At 62.5% G+C, this 15,474-nt stretch carries 14 protein-coding genes; 6 read left to right on the forward strand and 8 right to left on the reverse strand.

The window, feature by feature from the left end:
* Nucleotides 1-210: 210 nt before the first annotated feature.
* The 7 genes from NKH89_RS28580 to rpsF all read right to left on the reverse strand — a co-directional run bounded on the left by NKH89_RS28580 (nucleotide 211) and on the right by rpsF (nucleotide 6,336).
* Nucleotides 211-1,701, reverse strand: coding sequence for a replicative DNA helicase (locus NKH89_RS28580; RefSeq protein ID WP_023677714.1), 1,491 nt, complete (start codon nucleotides 1,699-1,701; stop codon nucleotides 211-213).
* 206 nt (nucleotides 1,702-1,907) lie between these two features.
* A complete protein-coding gene (locus NKH89_RS28585) occupies nucleotides 1,908-2,876 on the reverse strand; it encodes a small ribosomal subunit Rsm22 family protein (RefSeq protein ID WP_352849220.1) in 969 nt (322 codons plus the stop codon).
* 3 nt (nucleotides 2,877-2,879) lie between these two features.
* A complete protein-coding gene (locus NKH89_RS28590) occupies nucleotides 2,880-3,203 on the reverse strand; it encodes a YnfA family protein (protein ID WP_352849223.1) in 324 nt (107 codons plus the stop codon).
* Between the two features lie 82 nt (nucleotides 3,204-3,285).
* The gene (locus tag NKH89_RS28595) at nucleotides 3,286-4,575 is read right to left on the reverse strand and encodes a cyclopropane fatty acid synthase (RefSeq protein ID WP_023719832.1); all 1,290 of its coding nucleotides are present in this window, start codon (nucleotides 4,573-4,575) and stop codon (nucleotides 3,286-3,288) included.
* Nucleotides 4,576-4,727: 152 nt separating this feature from the next.
* Nucleotides 4,728-5,312 carry a 50S ribosomal protein L9 gene (rplI, locus tag NKH89_RS28600; RefSeq protein WP_023719831.1) on the reverse strand — a complete coding sequence of 195 codons (585 nt, stop codon included), beginning with the start codon at nucleotides 5,310-5,312 and terminating at the stop codon, nucleotides 4,728-4,730.
* A 275-nt stretch (nucleotides 5,313-5,587) separates the two neighbouring features.
* Nucleotides 5,588-5,836, reverse strand: a complete 249-nt coding sequence (rpsR, locus tag NKH89_RS28605; protein ID WP_006203718.1) for a 30S ribosomal protein S18 — start codon at nucleotides 5,834-5,836, stop codon at nucleotides 5,588-5,590.
* Nucleotides 5,836-6,336, reverse strand: coding sequence for a 30S ribosomal protein S6 (rpsF, locus tag NKH89_RS28610; protein ID WP_352481813.1), 501 nt, complete (start codon nucleotides 6,334-6,336; stop codon nucleotides 5,836-5,838). Before rpsF ends, rpsR begins: the two co-directional genes overlap by 1 nt.
* Before the next feature lie 463 nt (nucleotides 6,337-6,799).
* On the opposite strand from rpsF, the gene NKH89_RS28615 reads away from it, so the two are divergent.
* Nucleotides 6,800-8,344 carry a pilus assembly protein TadG-related protein gene (locus NKH89_RS28615; RefSeq protein ID WP_352856661.1) on the forward strand — a complete coding sequence of 515 codons (1,545 nt, stop codon included), beginning with the start codon at nucleotides 6,800-6,802 and terminating at the stop codon, nucleotides 8,342-8,344.
* Between the two features lie 39 nt (nucleotides 8,345-8,383).
* On the opposite strand, the gene NKH89_RS28620 is transcribed toward NKH89_RS28615, so the two are convergent.
* Nucleotides 8,384-10,309 carry an LTA synthase family protein gene (locus NKH89_RS28620; protein WP_352910766.1) on the reverse strand — a complete coding sequence of 642 codons (1,926 nt, stop codon included), beginning with the start codon at nucleotides 10,307-10,309 and terminating at the stop codon, nucleotides 8,384-8,386.
* Nucleotides 10,310-10,555: 246 nt separating this feature from the next.
* On the opposite strand from NKH89_RS28620, the gene fabD reads away from it, so the two are divergent.
* The 5 genes from fabD to mltG all read left to right on the forward strand — a co-directional run bounded on the left by fabD (nucleotide 10,556) and on the right by mltG (nucleotide 15,354).
* Nucleotides 10,556-11,521: an ACP S-malonyltransferase gene (fabD, locus tag NKH89_RS28625; protein WP_352494870.1), complete on the forward strand. Its 966-nt coding sequence runs from the start codon at nucleotides 10,556-10,558 to the stop codon at nucleotides 11,519-11,521.
* A gap of 60 nt (nucleotides 11,522-11,581) precedes the next feature.
* Entirely contained in the window at nucleotides 11,582-12,319 is a 738-nt protein-coding gene (fabG, locus tag NKH89_RS28630) for a 3-oxoacyl-[acyl-carrier-protein] reductase (protein WP_023719826.1), read from the forward strand.
* Between the two features lie 187 nt (nucleotides 12,320-12,506).
* On the forward strand, nucleotides 12,507-12,743 hold the full coding sequence (locus tag NKH89_RS28635; RefSeq protein WP_006203723.1) for an acyl carrier protein: 237 nt from the start codon (nucleotides 12,507-12,509) through the stop codon (nucleotides 12,741-12,743).
* 34 nt (nucleotides 12,744-12,777) lie between these two features.
* A complete protein-coding gene (gene fabF / locus NKH89_RS28640; protein ID WP_023719825.1) occupies nucleotides 12,778-14,040 on the forward strand; it encodes a beta-ketoacyl-ACP synthase II in 1,263 nt (420 codons plus the stop codon).
* Between the two features lie 93 nt (nucleotides 14,041-14,133).
* Nucleotides 14,134-15,354 (forward strand): endolytic transglycosylase MltG, encoded by a 1,221-nt coding sequence (gene mltG / locus NKH89_RS28645; protein ID WP_352481805.1) that lies wholly within the window; start codon nucleotides 14,134-14,136, stop codon nucleotides 15,352-15,354.
* Nucleotides 15,355-15,474 lie beyond the last annotated feature (120 nt).

Consider the following 15,474-nt stretch of genomic DNA (forward strand, 5'->3'; position numbering starts at 1 on the left):
TTGCCGAGGCTCGTCGATCCTGCCCACCCCCCTCTGTCCTGCCGGACATCTCCCCCGCAAGGGGGGAGATTGGCTGTCATTGATGCTTTCGCCAATCGCCGATGCCGCAAGAAGAGAGCCGGCGACAAAACTGCCGATCTCCCCCCTTGCGGGGGAGATGGCCGGCAGGCCAGAGGGGGGTGTGACGGAACGCGACGGTTGGCCAACAAGCTACTCGAACCGATCCGGCAAATGATGCTCTTCCGCGAGGTCCGAGAAGCGGGTGAACTCGCCCTGGAAGGCGAGGCTGACCGATCCCGTTGGGCCGTGGCGCTGCTTGGCGACGATTACTTCGGCCTTGCCGCGCATCTCGTTCATCTCGTGTTCCCACTTGATGTATTCGTCGGTGCCCGGCTTCGGCTCGCGGTTCTTCAGATAATATTCCTCGCGGTAGACGAACAGCACCACGTCGGCGTCCTGCTCGATGGAGCCCGATTCGCGCAGATCCGAAAGCTGCGGGCGCTTGTCGTCGCGGCTCTCGACCTGGCGCGACAGCTGCGACAGCGCGATGATCGGCACCGCCAACTCCTTGGCCAGTGCCTTGAGCCCGGTGGTGATCTCGGTGATTTCCTGGACGCGGTTTTGCGATGATTTCGCGCTCGATCCCTGCATCAGCTGGATATAGTCGATGACGATGACGTCGAGACCGCGCTGGCGCTTCAGGCGACGCGCGCGGGCGGACAGCTGAGCGATGGAAATACCGCCGGTCTGGTCGATGAACAGCGGGATTTTCTGCATGGTCTGCGAACAGGCAACGAGCTTTTCGAAATCCATCTCGCTGATCTCGCCGCGGCGGATTTTCGACGACGGGATTTCGGTCTGTTCGGAAATAATGCGGGTGGCGAGCTGTTCGGATGACATTTCGAGCGAAAAGAAGCCGACGACGCCGCCATTGGCCGCCTTGAACGAGCCGTCGGCCTGCTGCGCCGGGACATACGCCTCCGCGATATTGAAGGCGATGTTGGTGGCGAGCGAGGTTTTACCCATGCCGGGGCGGCCGGCAATGATGATCAAGTCGGACGACTGCAGGCCGCCCATGCGACGGTCGAGGTCGCGCAAGCCGGTGGCGACGCCCGACAAATGCCCGTCGCGCATATAGGCGGCATTGGCCATGTCGACCGCCGTCTTGACAGCGTCGGTGAAGCTCTCGAAGCCGCCGTCGTAGCGGCCGGTCTCGGCCAGCTCGAACAGCCGCCGCTCGGCGTCCTCGATCTGGTCGGAGGGCGACATGTCGACCGGCGCGTCATAGGCGATGTTGACCATGTCCTCGCCGACGGTGATCAGCGCGCGGCGCGTGGCCAGATCGTAGATGGCGCGGCCATAGTCGGTGGCGTTGACGACGGTGACGGCCTCGACCGCCAGCCGCACGACATATTGCGCCACCGTCATGTCGCCGACCTTCTCGTCGGCCGGCAGGAAGGTCTTCAGCGTGATCGGCGTCGCGATCTTGCCCATGCGGATGAGCTCGGCCGCGACCTCGAAGATCTTCCTGTGCAGCGGCTCGTAGAAATGGCCAGGCTTCAGAAAGTCGGAGACGCGGTAGAACGCATCGTTGTTGACCAGTATGGCGCCGAGCAGCGCCTGCTCGGCCTCGATGTTGTTCGGCGCCTCGCGATAGAGCGGTGTTTCCGCCACGCCGAATTTTCGTGCTGCCTCTGCCATGATGTCCCCGGTCCTGATCCCGGTCTCTCGATATCAGAACGAGACAAGTCGGTGATGACTTATCTGCATCAGTCCCCAACCAACCAACTTTGATGCCCGCGATTCACAGCCAAGATACTTCGGTGGAAAGAATCTCGATTGACTCGAATCAAGATGGCGAGCCTAGCCGTTCTTGAGCGAGAACAAAACAGGAAAATAGCTGCCGGTCATTCCGGCAAGGCGTCACCCCAGTCCAGTCGCCGCGCGGCCTTGAACGTCTCGCCGTCGCGCTTGGTGAACAGTCGCTCGGCAGCATGACCATCCTGTTGGCAAAGCTTCAGCAAGACCTTGCCGGAGCCCGATTTCGGCGGTGCGATCACCCGCGCGCGGGGCGGAGCGGCCGGATGACGGGAAGCGGCGACAAAGATGAACTTTTCGTCCTCCCACGGCACCTCGGCATCCTTGGCCAGACGGTGCAGGCGCGAGCGGGCGACGCGGCGGGCGAAATGGCACCAGTCGGGAGCGACAAGTGGGCAGGGCGCCTCATGCGGGCAGGGCGCGAGCACGTGCGCCCCCGCCTCGATCAGCTGCCGCCGCACGGCAAGGATGCGCTGCCAGCCGGCCGGCGTGCCTGGCTCGACGACCAGCAGCGTGTCGGCGGTCAGCTGCCAGAGCCGGTCGATTAGTTTTGCCAGCGATGCCGGCGCGATCTCATCCAGCACATAGGCTGAAGTCACCAGCTCGGCCGGCTCCAGATCGACCAGGTCGATGGTGACGTCACCGGTCAGCCAGGCGGTCTTGGCATGGATTGCCTCGGCGGCAAGCGCCTCGCCGACCCGCCGCACCGCGGCACCGGCCTCGAGCAGCACTGCCTGTTCGAGATCGGGCCAGAGATCGATTGTGGCCCAAAGCACCGTCCCAGGGCCGGCGCCGACATCGAGCAAGGTCTTCGGAGCATAGTCGGGCCGAGACTCGCCCACCGCATCGAGACTGGCGCGGACGGCCGCATAGGTCGCCGGCAGCCGCGTTGCCAGATAGGCCTTAACCGCCATTTCTTCTGCCATGTGCAGGCGGCCATCGCGCAACTCGGCGCGGTAGCGGTCCGACAGCGTCTTGGCCGCTTGCTTGATCATCGGCAACGGCACCTGTTCGAGAAGGCGGTCGACGCCTTGTCTAAGCGGGGCGGGCAGTTCCATGGTCTACGCAGCCCGAGGTGCGAGCACGATGACCGAGGCGCCAATGATGCAGATCGTGGCACCGGCAAGATCCCAACTGTCGGGGTGCACGCCTTCCGCCAACCATAGCCAGACCAGCGAGGCGGCAATGTAGATGCCGCCATAGGCGGCATAGGCCCGGCCCGCCGCACTGGTGTCGACAAGCGCCAGCAGCCACGCGAATAGCACCAGCGAGACGAGACCGGGCGCCAACCACAGCGGCGACTTATCCAGCCGCCACCACGCCCAGAACGAGAAGCAGCCGGCGATCTCGGCAAGTGCGGCGGCGACGTAGAGGAGGTAGGTCATGAAAAAAGGTCCCGCGTTGACGAGACCTTTTTCAGCGTGCCAGCCGGCAATGGCAAGCGGCAATGGCGCGATCGCCGGCAGTCTACTCCGGATCCGCCACCTTGCGGCGGCGAGTGGGCTTGGCCGCAGGAGCCTTTTCACGACGTCCAAGATCGCGCATCTCCAGCGCCTTCTCGCAACTGGCCATGTAGTCGCGCGTCACCGGCAGCGTGTCGTTCTTCTTGGCGATCTGGATTTGGAAGATCACCAGATCCTGCCATCGGAAGGCAGCTTCCGAGGCAGCAAGATAGAACTCCCACATGCGGCAGAAGCGCTCGTCATAGATCGCCTTGGCCTTGTCGCGGTTGGCGGCAAAGCGCTCGCCCCAATGCTTCAGCGTCTCGGCATAATGCAGCCGCAGAACCTCGATGTCGGTGACGACGAGCCCCGATTTTTCGATAGCCGGCATCACTTCGGAGAGCGACGGGATATAGCCGCCCGGGAAGATGTATTTGCGAATGAAGGCGCTGGTCGCCCACGGCACACCGGAACGGCCGATCGTGTGCAGCAGCATGACACCGTCCGGCTTCAGCAGCGTCGCCGACTTGTCGAAGAAGGTACGGAAATGATTGACGCCGACATGCTCGAACATGCCGACCGAGACGATGCGGTCGAAACGCTCATTGAGCTCGCGATAGTCCTTGAGGTCGAAATGCACCCGGTTTTGCAGGCCTTGCGCGTGCGCGCGGTCGGTGGCGACGCCGTGCTGCTCGGTCGACAGCGTCACGCCTTGCACGTCGACGTCGAACGCCTTGGCGAGATAGAGGCCAAGCCCGCCCCAGCCGGAGCCGATGTCGAGTACCGTCTGGCCGGCTTTCAACCTGAGCTTGGCGGCGATGTGGCGCTTCTTGGCTGCCTGGGCCTCATCGAGCGTCATGTCCGGCTGCTCGAAATAGGCGCAGGAATACTGCATGTCCTCATCGAGGAAGAGGCGATAGAGGTCGCCCGACAGATCGTAGTGGCGCTGCACGTTGCGGCGCGCCCGCGACGCCGTGTTGATCTGCTGCAGGCGCCGGAAGGCGTGGCGCAGACCCTCGATCGCCTTCGACCAGGTGGCATCGATGCCGCCGCTGCCCATGTTCTGGAACGCAATGCGCATCACCCCCAGCACGCCGCCCTCGATAATGTCGAGTTCACCGTCCATGTAGGCTTCCGGCACCGCCAGCATCGGATCAAAAGTGATGGCGCGCTCGGCATGCCTTGTCTTGATGTGCATGTGCACCGGCTCGCCGCTGCCGTCACCGAAAGTCACCATCGAGCCTTGCGGCCCTGTCACCTTGAGATTGCCTGTGCGGACCAGGCGGTCGAGAACGCGCTTAAGCAGAATATTCATGACCAATTGTCCCCTCTCGGCCAGACATGCTGTCCTATTCTGCATCAAGATATAGGGGTTCGAAAAGTTCCATTTGGCATAAAAATGCCCGGGTGCGAGGCCCGGGCATTGGTCCAGATAGGTATTAGCCGACGAATGCCGGCGAACAACGATCAGCCGTTGTCTTCGCCGCCCTCGAACTCCGCGTTCGGATCGAAGAAATTTTCCGGCCGCGCATTGTCGTTGATGTCTTCGCCGTAGATGGCTTCGGCGGTGGTCAGCGTTTCGCCCTTGGCCTGGCGTTCGGCTTCGTCGGCCGTGCGGGCAATGTTGAGCGTGATGGTGACCTCGACTTCCGGGTGCAGTGCGATCGCCACGTTGGTGACGCCGATGGTCTTGATCGGCTGATTGAGCAGGATCTGGTTGCGGTTCACCGAAAAACCTTCCGCCGTCAACAGCTCGGCGATGTCGCGCGTCGACACCGAACCATAGAGCTGACCGGTCTCGCCGGCCGAGCGCACGGCGATGAAGCTCTTGCCGTCGAGCTTTTCAGCAATCTGCGCGGCCTCGGACTTGCGCTCCAGGTTGCGGGCCTCGAGTTGGGCGCGCTGTCCCTCGAACTTCTTCTTGTTACCTTCGTTGGCGCGCAGCGCCTTGCCCTGCGGCAGCAGGAAATTGCGGGCGAACCCGTCCTTGACCTTGACGGTGTCGCCCATCTGGCCGAGCCGGGAAACGCGTTCGAGAAGAATGACTTCCATGGTTTTGTTCCTTCGGTTGGGCGCCTATCCTCAGGATCGGCGCCGAATTGTCTGGAACAGGTCAGGAAGCTGGGGCGTCGCCGCCTGTGTCGCTGTCCTGCCTGTCGCGGCAGTTAGGATCTCTTGTCGAAATCCAACCCGGGATTTGGTGTTCGATCCAGCTACGCCCGTCGTGGCCGGTGAAAAAAGCGGGCGGCGAACCGCCCGCTGGCTAGACCATGATCCCGAAAAGTGGAAACCGGTTTTCGGATAAGATCATGGTCAACTAATCAGTCTTAGCGGACCACGTAGGGCAGCAGGCCGAGGAAGCGGGCGCGCTTGATCGCCTTGGCGAGTTCGCGCTGCTTCTTCTGGCTGACGGCGGTGATGCGCGACGGCACGATCTTGCCGCGCTCGGAAATGTAGCGCTGCAGAAGCCGCACGTCCTTGTAGTCGATCTTCGGCGCGTTGGCGCCGGAGAACGGGCAAGTCTTGCGGCGACGGTGGAAGGGGCGCCGGGTTGGGATCTGGTTGATGTCGACCATTATTCTGCGGCTCCTTCAAAGCCTTCGCGCGGACGGCGCGGGCCACGATCGGCACCGCCATCGCCGAAGCTGCGCGGCGGACGATCACCACGGTCACCGCGATCGCGGTCGCCGAATGAGCGCGGGCCACGATCGCCACGGTCGCGGTCGCCGAAGCCGCCGCGTTCCGAGCGCTCTTCGCGCTTCTGCATCATTGCCGACGGGCCTTCCTCATGCGCATCGACCTTGATGGTCAGGAAACGCAGCACGTCCTCGGACAGGCCCATCTGGCGCTCCATCTCATTGAGCGCGGCCGGCGGGCAGGTGATGTCCATGAGTGTATAATATGCCTTCCGGTTCTTGTTGACCCGGTAGGTGAGGGACTTCAGTCCCCAGTTCTCGACCCGGCCGACGGACCCGCCATTCGCGGTGAGGACGCCCTTGTACTGTTCGACAAGCGCATCGACCTGCTGCTGCGAGAGGTCCTGCCGGGCAAGAAACACATGTTCGTATAGAGCCATAGTGTTCGTGCCTTTCTTCGTTTCTCTCCCGGTTCCCGGCGGCAAAAGCCTCTGCAACTTCTCTGACCCGCAATCCTTGCGAAGACGGGGAAGAAAGGAGCATGACGAGACGGTCGAGAGCGGAGACACGGGAGGCGGAAGCGCTTCTGGCTCCACGCGAAGGTTCGAAAACCTCCGGCCCTCCGTTCAGCCCCCAGCAAGGACCGGCAGATTGCGGGCGTCTATACAGGAATTTGACCGCAAAGCAAGGCCAAACGACAGGCCAAATGGCTCGATTAGCGCCCTACCTTCCAGAGCACAACGGGCCTCGATGGCAAGGTTTTACGGATTTCCTGAAACCTGACCTTAACCATCATGCGAAGTTCCCGTGCCGGCGGGCATGGTGGCAACCCGTCGTTCATCATGCGAATGCAAAACGAAACACTTCGCGCGACACCTGCAGCACGGCGGTTTTGGGGGTAAAATGCTGTTCGACAAGTTCTGCCGTTCGAAGAGCGGCAACTTTGCCCTGATGCTGGCGTTCGGGCTGCCTGCGGTTCTGACGGCGGTCGCCTTTGCCGTGGACGTGTCCACCTTGATGAGGGCCAAGGTCAGCTTGCAGAACGCGCTCGATGCCGCGAACCTTGCATCTTCGCATCTCGGCGACATCGAGGCCACGCGCAAGGACGTCTTCGACCGCTATTTCCAGACCAATGTCGCCGGCCACAGCGAGTTGAGGAACGCCGAAGCGACGCTTACCGTCGAAAGGGGCCTCAATTACATCCAGACAAAGGCTGTCGCCGCGGCGGACGTCAACTTGAACTTCGCTTTCCTGTTCGGCAACGACAAGCGCATCACCGTCGATGCTGGCGCCATCGAATCGACCAATCAGCTCGAAGTCGTGCTGGTGCTCGACAATACCGGGTCGATGGCCAGCAACGACCGCATCGGCGCATTGCGGACGGCGGCGACGGGCTTGATCGATATGCTCCAAGCCGCGAAGTCGCCGACGCGCAGCGTACGTGTCGCAGTGGTGCCGTTCGTCACCGCGGTCAACGTCAAGGGCGAGGACTACGATCCGTCCTGGATCGACATGGCCGGCAAATCGCCGAACAATGGCGCCAATTTCCCCTTGGTCGGCGGCAAGCGCATCACCCATATGGACCTGTTCAAGCAATTGGGCGTCGAATGGAGAGGCTGCGTCGAGGCGCGGCCCGGAACCAACAATGTTTCCGACATTTCGCCCGACCAAAACAAACCGGACACCTTGTTCGTACCTTATTTCGCGCCGGACGATCCAGGTAACGCCAAAAATCCGAACAGCTCCTATGGCAATTCGGCGACCGGCTACAATAATTCCTATCTCGACGATACGGTTATCACCCTGCTTCCCGGCCTCACCGGCGACATCGCGAAGTACAGTGTTTCGACGATGAAGCTGATCAACGACAAGAAAGGCCCCCTGACCATCGGCCCAAACCGGGCCTGTCCGACGCCGATAGTGCCGCTGACCGACGATTTCGACAAATTGCGTAAGGCCGTCAGTGAGATGATCGAATGGAACGGCTCGGGGACCAATGTTTCGGAAGGGTTGTCATGGGGGATGCGGGTACTCTCGCCGGAACCGCCCTACAGTGACGGCGCGCCGTTCAGGGCGTCAGGCACGACCAAAACGGTGCTGCTGCTCACCGACGGCGAAAATGTTGTCTATGGCGCGAAGGATACGCCACAGAAGTCGGACTATGGTTCTTACGGGTTCCTGGCTTCGGGTCGGTTCGGATCCAGCGACCAGACCGCGGCCGCGCGCAATGTCGACGACTGGACAACCAATGTCTGCAACACGTTGAAGAAACAGGACGTGCAGATCTTCACAGTACTGCTGCAGGCCGACACCGCAGCCAACCGCAAGCTCTACGAGGCCTGCGCGTCGTCGCCGTCGGATTATTACCCGACCAACGACGTCAGTCAGCTCGAAAGCGTCTTCCTGAAAATCGGAAGCTCGATTTCGCAACTGCACTTGACGAACTGAACGACGTCAGTCGCCCAACGGCCGTTCCGCCGCCGCTGCTCAACTCGTGTGCGCAGCCACTTTGCCTGTGGTTTCGGGGAAGAAGTCGGGCGCCGCATGGCGCTTGCCGAACATCATGTCGTACTGCAGCAGACGGAAGTCGCGGATTGCCGGGTCGATCTCTTTCTGACGCGACCAATCGGGGGTGGCGTCGCCCGCCGGTGCCAACAGCAAATTGCGGTCGATGACGCGGTAGTGCTCCCGCAACTGGCCGAGGAAGCCGGTGTAATAGGGATGACTGATGCCGGCAGTCTTCAGGATATGATAGGGCAGGAAGGCTGGGCTGACGGCGCCGAGATCCTCGGCCGGGCCGCTGCGGTTTGACCAGACGATCAGCGGCGTCTGGTGGTGCAGCAGCATCTGGTCGGCCGCCTCCTTGCGCGGCGCGACATTGTCCTTCAGGAAACCGGTCTCGACGTAGACCGGCCCAAGCGGCGGCAGATGGTCGCCGAAGAAGGCGATGACCGTCGGCCGCTGGCGTTTCTTCGCCCATTCGATCAGCCGCTCGAGGCCACGGTCCGCGTCGGAAGAGCCTTCGGCGTAGCTCAACAGCGATTCACGTGCCCATTGGCTGATCGGCGCCTGCACCTTATGGGTCGGATTGTTATAGCGATAGGGCTCATACGGCCCGTGGTTCTGCAGGCTGACGGCGAAAAAGAACACCGGCTCGGCGCTGGTATCGGCCTCGTGGATGATCTCGTCGGTCATCGCTGCGTCCGACGCGAGCGGTCCGCGTTTTTGCATGGGCGGCAACGTCTCCTCGGATTTGAAGTCGTTGAAGCCGAAATCGGCATAGACGGCTCCCCGGTTCCAGAACCAGTTGGTGCCGGGATGGATGGCGCGCGCCCGGTAGCCCTGACTTTTCAGGAAGGTCGCCAGCGACGGGGTCGGTGTCCGCACATATTGCTGGTAGGGAATACTGCCCGCCGGCAGGAAGGCGTTGGAAAAGCCGGTCAGGGCCTCGAACTCGATGTTGGCCGTCATGCCGCCGAATTCGGGCGAGAACATGTAGCCCGTGCGCAGTGCCCGCACATTGGGGATAGGGTCGGGCGTGATGGTGACGCCGGGCAGCTTGGTCGGATCCCAGAAGGATTCGCTCATGACGACGATGATGTCGGGCTTCTCGGCGGGTACCGAGGCCGTCACCTGCGGTTTGCCGATCGCTTCGATCGCCTTGCCGGAATAGCCGGGCGGCGCCGAGACATGGGCCATCGGGACGTTCAGCGCGAATGCGAGCGCAAAACCGTTCGAGGCATAGTTTTCCTTCTGGTCCCACATGATCGGGATGATCTGCAGCCGGTCGCGCGTCCATGAGAAAGTGGCATAGTCCATGATGGAGACGAAGAAGGCGATCAGCGGCACTGTCAGCGTCAGTCGGGCAAGGCGGCCCTTGTGGCTGAGCGCCGGAACGCGGCGGCGCCATAGCCGCCAGCCATAGACGAGAAGCGACAGCCCGCCGCCGACGCCGATCGCCAGGGCAATGGCGGTTCCCGGGCGATCGCGTACCAGGAGCGGCATCAGCGCCACGATCTGCCGAGAATAGAGGAAATCGGTCGGATAGAGCGGATCGCCGAGATAGAGCGACTTCTGGTGGCCGACGAACGCCAGCGACAACGTCAGCGGCGCGAGGATCATCAGGCTCTGATGGCTGCGGCCGAGCACGGCGTCGAGCCCTATGAGGATCAACGCAAAAATGATGATTGTGGTCCAGCCGGGTTTGAAGGGCTGCAGAAAGAAGTCGATGGTGCCGGCAAAGTTGCCGCGCACGATCAATTCGATAGCGAACACCAGGATGGCCGCGGCCAACAGGCTGATGAAGCCATAGCGGATGACAGGCCATTTGCGCCCTGGCAGATAGCCGGTGGCCGGATCGCCTTCGAGAAACTGTGGCGCGGCCTCGGCTGCGCTCTTCCTGGTCTTTGCCACTGCGATAGTTCCCCGGCCCGCAACAAAAGCGTCACTCGACTGTCATCGAACTGTCACGCAAAGCTAGCGCCTGTGGCGGAAATAAGAAGAGCCAGCAAACAAATCGTGAGCGGTTTTCATCATGAGTGATCGCCAAAAAGCCTGCCGAAACAGGCACTCGGCCGACGTTGCGCGGTCAAGGTTGGACTTGACTTGGCCGCACGCCTTGCGTCACAGGCAACGAGAACCAGCAGCTGGGAGCCGCCGATGGCCATCGCATTCACCTTTCCGGGGCAGGGCAGCCAGGCTGTCGGCATGGGCAAGGACCTTGCCGATACCTTTGTTGAATCGCGGCGGATCTTCGAGGAAGTCGATGATGCGCTCGGCGAAAATCTATCGAAGCTTATCTGGGAAGGCCCGGAAGAGACGCTGACGCTGACCGCCAATGCCCAGCCGGCGCTGATGGCGGTGTCGCTTGCCGCAATCCGGGCGTTGGAGGCGCGCGGCTTCTCCCTGAAAGGCAAGGTCACCTATGTCGCCGGCCACTCGCTTGGCGAATATTCGGCACTTGCGGCCGCCGGTTTCGTTTCGGTCGCCGACGCCGCCCGACTGTTGCGCATCCGGGGTAACGCCATGCAGGCGGCGGTACCGGCCGGCGAGGGCGCCATGGCGGCGATCATCGGGCTGGAACAAGCCGACGTCGAAGCCGCCTGCGCAGAGGCTGCCCAAGGCGCGGCCAAAGATCCCGCGCAAGCCTTGGTTTGCCAGATCGCCAATGATAATGGCGGCGGCCAGCTGGTAATCTCCGGCGCCAGGTCGGCGGTCGAACTGGCGGCGAAGCTATGCACGAAGAAGGGCGCCAAGCGGGCGCTCATGCTGCAGGTTTCGGCGCCCTTCCATTCGGCATTGATGAAGCCGGCGGCCGAGATCATGCGGGAGGCACTGGCCGCCGTGACGAAGAGTGCACCGGCCGTGCCGCTGGTCTCCAATGTTACGGTGACCCCGACGAGCGATCCCGACGAGATCGCCCGCCGCCTCGTCGAACAGGTGATCGGGCGCGTGCGCTGGCGCGAAACGGTGGAGTGGTTCGGCGCGAATGGCGTTGCGACGCTATATGAAGTAGGCGCCGGCAAGGTTCTGTCGGGGCTGGCGCGGCGCATTAACCGCGATATTGCCACCAGTGCAATCGGATCCGCGGCGGATGTCGAGGCGGCGCTGGCGGCGCTTGCATAATCAACTGGCGATTTGACCCCGCTCCGTGCGAAGGGTGTTCGCTCAGATCAGGAGACAAAAATGTTCGAATTGACCGGCCGCAAGGCGCTCGTCACCGGCGCATCGGGGGGCATCGGCGAGGCGATCGCCCGCGTGCTGCATGGCCAGGGCGCCATCGTCGGCCTGCACGGCACGCGTATCGAGAAACTGGAGGCGCTGGCCGCCGAACTGGGCGACCGGGTCAAGCTGTTTCCGGCCAATCTTTCCAATCGCGACGAGGTCAAGGCGCTTGGCCAGAAGGCGGAGGCCGATCTCGAAGGCGTCGACATCCTCGTCAACAATGCCGGCATCACGAAGGACGGGTTGTTCGTACGCATGGCTGATGCCGACTGGGATAGCGTGATCGAGGTCAACTTGACCGCCGTGTTCCGGCTGACCCGCGAGCTTACCCATCCGATGATGCGGCGCCGCCATGGCCGCATCATCAACATCACTTCAGTGGTCGGCGTCACCGGCAATCCCGGCCAGGCCAATTATTGCGCCTCCAAAGCCGGTATGATCGGCTTTTCCAAATCGCTGGCGCAGGAGATCGCCACCCGCAATATAACCGTCAACTGCGTCGCCCCGGGCTTCATCGAATCGGCGATGACCGACAAGCTCAACGACAAGCAGAAAGAGGCGATCATGGCGGCGATCCCGACGCGGCGCATGGGCACGGGCGCCGAAGTCGCCTCTGCCGTCGCCTACCTCGCTTCCAATGAGGCGGCCTACGTCACCGGCCAGACCGTTCATGTCAATGGCGGCATGGCAATGATCTAACACTTGGGAAAACGCTTCATTCCGTCTTGGATGCACGGGATTTTTCGTGTAATGCCGCCCGCAACCCGGCGGTTCGGGCAAAAACCGGTCCTGTTCCGCTGCGTTTCCGGCAGGACCATCTTTCAGCTTGATTAGCGGCATTCTGCCCGCTAACGAAGACAGACAACCAAAAGACGAGGATGCCCAAATGAGTGACACCGCAGAGCGCGTCAAGAAGATTGTCATCGAGCACCTTGGCGTCGATGCCGACAAGGTGACGGAGCAGGCGAGCTTCATCGATGATCTGGGCGCGGACAGCCTCGACACGGTCGAACTTGTCATGGCGTTCGAAGAAGAGTTCGGCGTCGAAATCCCCGACGATGCGGCCGAGACCATCCTGACTGTTGGCGATGCGGTGAAATACATCGACAAGGCCTCGGCCTGACGCTATTTGCAGTCATCACCGGGGAGGACCTGCGATGAGGCGTGTCGTCGTCACGGGCCTTGGGCTGCTTTCGCCGTTCGGCATGGGCTTCGAGCACAGCTGGAATGAGCTTCTGACCGGCCGCAGTGCAGCCAAGCGCATCACCGAATTCGAGGTGGAAGACCTTGCCTGCAAGGTCGCCCACGTCATTCCGCGCGGTGACGGCTCCAATGCCACTTTCAATCCTGAAGCCGTTCTCGAGCCGAAGGAACTGCGCAAGATCGGCGACTTCATCCTGTATGGGATCGCGGCCGCCGACGAGGCGCTCAAGGATTCCGGCTGGCAGCCGAAGACGCATGAGGAACAGTGCGCCACCGGCGTGCTGATCGGTTCCGGCATCGGCGGCATCGAAGGCATCGCCGAGAATGCGATGATCCTCAAGGAACGCGGTCCGCGCCGCATCAGCCCGTTCTTCATCCCCGGCCAAATCATCAACCTCGTGTCCGGCCAGGTCTCGATCCGGCATGGGCTGAAAGGCCCCAACCATGCCGTCGTCACCGCTTGCTCGACCGGTGCGCACGCCATCGGCGATGCCGCCCGGCTGATCATATGGGGCGATGCCGACGTTATGGTCGCAGGCGGCGCCGAAGCGCCGGTGACGAGGCTTTCGATCGCTGGGTTCGCGGCTTGCCGCGCGCTCTCCACCGACCGCAACGACGCGCCGCAAACGGCCTCGCGCCCCTATGATCGCGATCGCGACGGTTTCGTCATGGGCGAGGGCGCCGGTGTTGTCGTGCTCGAGGAGCTCGAACACGCCAAGGCCCGCGGCGCCAAGATCTATGCCGAGGTCACCGGCTACGGCCTGACCGGTGACGCCTATCACATCACCGCGCCAGCCGAGGACGGCGACGGCGCTTTCCGTTGCATGACGGCGGCGCTGAACCGGGCGAAGCTGACGCCCGCCGATGTCGACTACATCAACGCCCACGGCACCTCGACCATGGCCGATACGATCGAACTCGGCGCCGTCGAGCGGCTGGTCGGCAACGCCGCCTCGAAGATATCGATGTCGTCGACCAAATCGTCGATTGGCCACCTGCTGGGCGCGGCTGGTGCTGCCGAGGCGATCTTTTCGATCCTCGCCATTCGCGACAACATCGCGCCGCCGACCATCAATCTCGACAATCCGGAGCGCGAAACGGCGATTGACCTTGTGCCGCACAAGCCGCGAGCCCGGCAGATCGACGTGGCGCTGTCCAACTCCTTCGGCTTCGGTGGCACCAACGCCTCGCTCGTCTTCCAGCGCTACAATGGCTGACCGCTCCGCCGGTTTGCGTCTGCCGTCAATTTTGCCATATTCGCCCCTACTCTGCCCGAGGGGATTCGTCGCAAGATCAATTGGTAGGGCGCTATGAACACAAATCCGGCCGATAACGGGGAATTCGGGCAACGGGCAGCAACCCCCGGCCCGATCGTGCCGAAGACGGCCAGCGAGGCGTTGCGGCCCGAGGCCGGCACGCCGCCGCCGAAGCGCTCGCGTGCCTCGCGCAGCCAGTTCGTCGTGTTCATGAACTTCGTCATCTCTTCGGTGATGCTGATGGTTCTGGCGGCAGGCGTTGCGCTGTATTTCGGCAAGCAGGAATTCAACGAGCCGGGCCCGTCGGCCAATGGCGACACTTTCCTGGTCAAGCCGAATAGCGGCGTCCAGGAGATCGCCGACCAGCTTGAGCGGCGAGGGCTGATCAGCGACGCCCGCATCTTCCGCCTTGGCGTACGCGCCTTCGGCAATGATTCCGCCCTGAAGGCTGGCGAATACGAGATCAAGCCGCAGGCTTCGATGCACGATATCATGGAACTGCTGAAGAGCGGCAAGTCGGTGATGTATTCGCTGACCATCCCCGAGGGGCTGACGGTCGAGCAGGCACTGCAACGGATCGCTGAGCAGGACGCACTGACCGGCGATATGCCGTCGACCACTCCACCCGAGGGCAGCCTCGCCACCGACACGCTGCGCTTCACCCGCGGCGCAACACGCCAGCAGATGGTCGACAAGCTTCTGGCCGACCAGAAAAGGCTGGTCGACGAAGTCTGGCAGCGCCGAGCGCCGGATCTGCCGATCGCCAACATTGAGGATTTTGTCACCCTGGCCTCGATCGTCGAGAAGGAGACAGGTAAGGGCGATGAACGCTCGCGGGTAGCGGCCGTCTTCCTCAACCGGCTGGCCAAGGGTATGCGGCTGCAGTCGGACCCGACCATCATCTACGGCCTGTTCGGCGGCAAGGGCAAACCCATCGACCGCCCGATCTATCAGTCGGACATCCAGAAGCCGACGCCCTACAACACCTATCTGATCAACGGCTTGCCGCCGACGCCGATCGCCAATCCCGGCCGTGCGGCGCTGGAGGCAGTCGCCAATCCGTCGAAGACCAGCGATCTTTACTTCGTCGCCGACGGCAGCGGCGGCCACGTCTTTGCCGCGACGCTCGATGAGCATAACGAGAATGTCGCTCGCTACCGGGCACTGCTGAAAAAGCAGGCGCAGGACGCCGCCAAGGCCGGGGCAACCAATACCGGAGCCGACACGCCGGCGGGAGCCATCGTTGACGATGCGGGGGCTACCGCCGCCCAGTAGGGCCAGACGCCATCAGGTCGGCCCTGTGCATGTCCGGGTAGATGTGCAAGGGCTGCTATGGCATTGAAATTCACATGATCCTGTCCGGAGCAATCGTTCCGGCTTGAGGGGCATTCGGCA

The organism is Mesorhizobium sp. M0923 (assembly GCF_040319365.1).
Taxonomy (GTDB): Bacteria; Pseudomonadota; Alphaproteobacteria; order Rhizobiales; family Rhizobiaceae; genus Mesorhizobium.

Bases quoted from the DNA above. Each gene is read 5' to 3' on its own strand.
- NKH89_RS28580 (WP_023677714.1), bottom strand. From the start codon at position 1,701: ATGGCAGAGGCAGCACGAAAATTCGGCGTGGCGGAAACACCGCTCTAT.
- NKH89_RS28585 (WP_352849220.1), bottom strand. From the start codon at position 2,876: ATGGAACTGCCCGCCCCGCTTAGACAAGGCGTCGACCGCCTTCTCGAA.
- NKH89_RS28590 (WP_352849223.1), bottom strand. From the start codon at position 3,203: ATGACCTACCTCCTCTACGTCGCCGCCGCACTTGCCGAGATCGCCGGC.
- NKH89_RS28595 (WP_023719832.1), bottom strand. From the start codon at position 4,575: ATGAATATTCTGCTTAAGCGCGTTCTCGACCGCCTGGTCCGCACAGGC.
- rplI (WP_023719831.1), bottom strand. From the start codon at position 5,312: ATGGAAGTCATTCTTCTCGAACGCGTTTCCCGGCTCGGCCAGATGGGC.
- rpsR (WP_006203718.1), bottom strand. From the start codon at position 5,836: ATGGTCGACATCAACCAGATCCCAACCCGGCGCCCCTTCCACCGTCGC.
- rpsF (WP_352481813.1), bottom strand. From the start codon at position 6,336: ATGGCTCTATACGAACATGTGTTTCTTGCCCGGCAGGACCTCTCGCAG.
- NKH89_RS28615 (WP_352856661.1), top strand. From the start codon at position 6,800: ATGCTGTTCGACAAGTTCTGCCGTTCGAAGAGCGGCAACTTTGCCCTG.
- fabD (WP_352494870.1), top strand. From the start codon at position 10,556: ATGGCCATCGCATTCACCTTTCCGGGGCAGGGCAGCCAGGCTGTCGGC.
- fabG (WP_023719826.1), top strand. From the start codon at position 11,582: ATGTTCGAATTGACCGGCCGCAAGGCGCTCGTCACCGGCGCATCGGGG.
- NKH89_RS28635 (WP_006203723.1), top strand. From the start codon at position 12,507: ATGAGTGACACCGCAGAGCGCGTCAAGAAGATTGTCATCGAGCACCTT.
- fabF (WP_023719825.1), top strand. From the start codon at position 12,778: ATGAGGCGTGTCGTCGTCACGGGCCTTGGGCTGCTTTCGCCGTTCGGC.
- mltG (WP_352481805.1), top strand. From the start codon at position 14,134: ATGAACACAAATCCGGCCGATAACGGGGAATTCGGGCAACGGGCAGCA.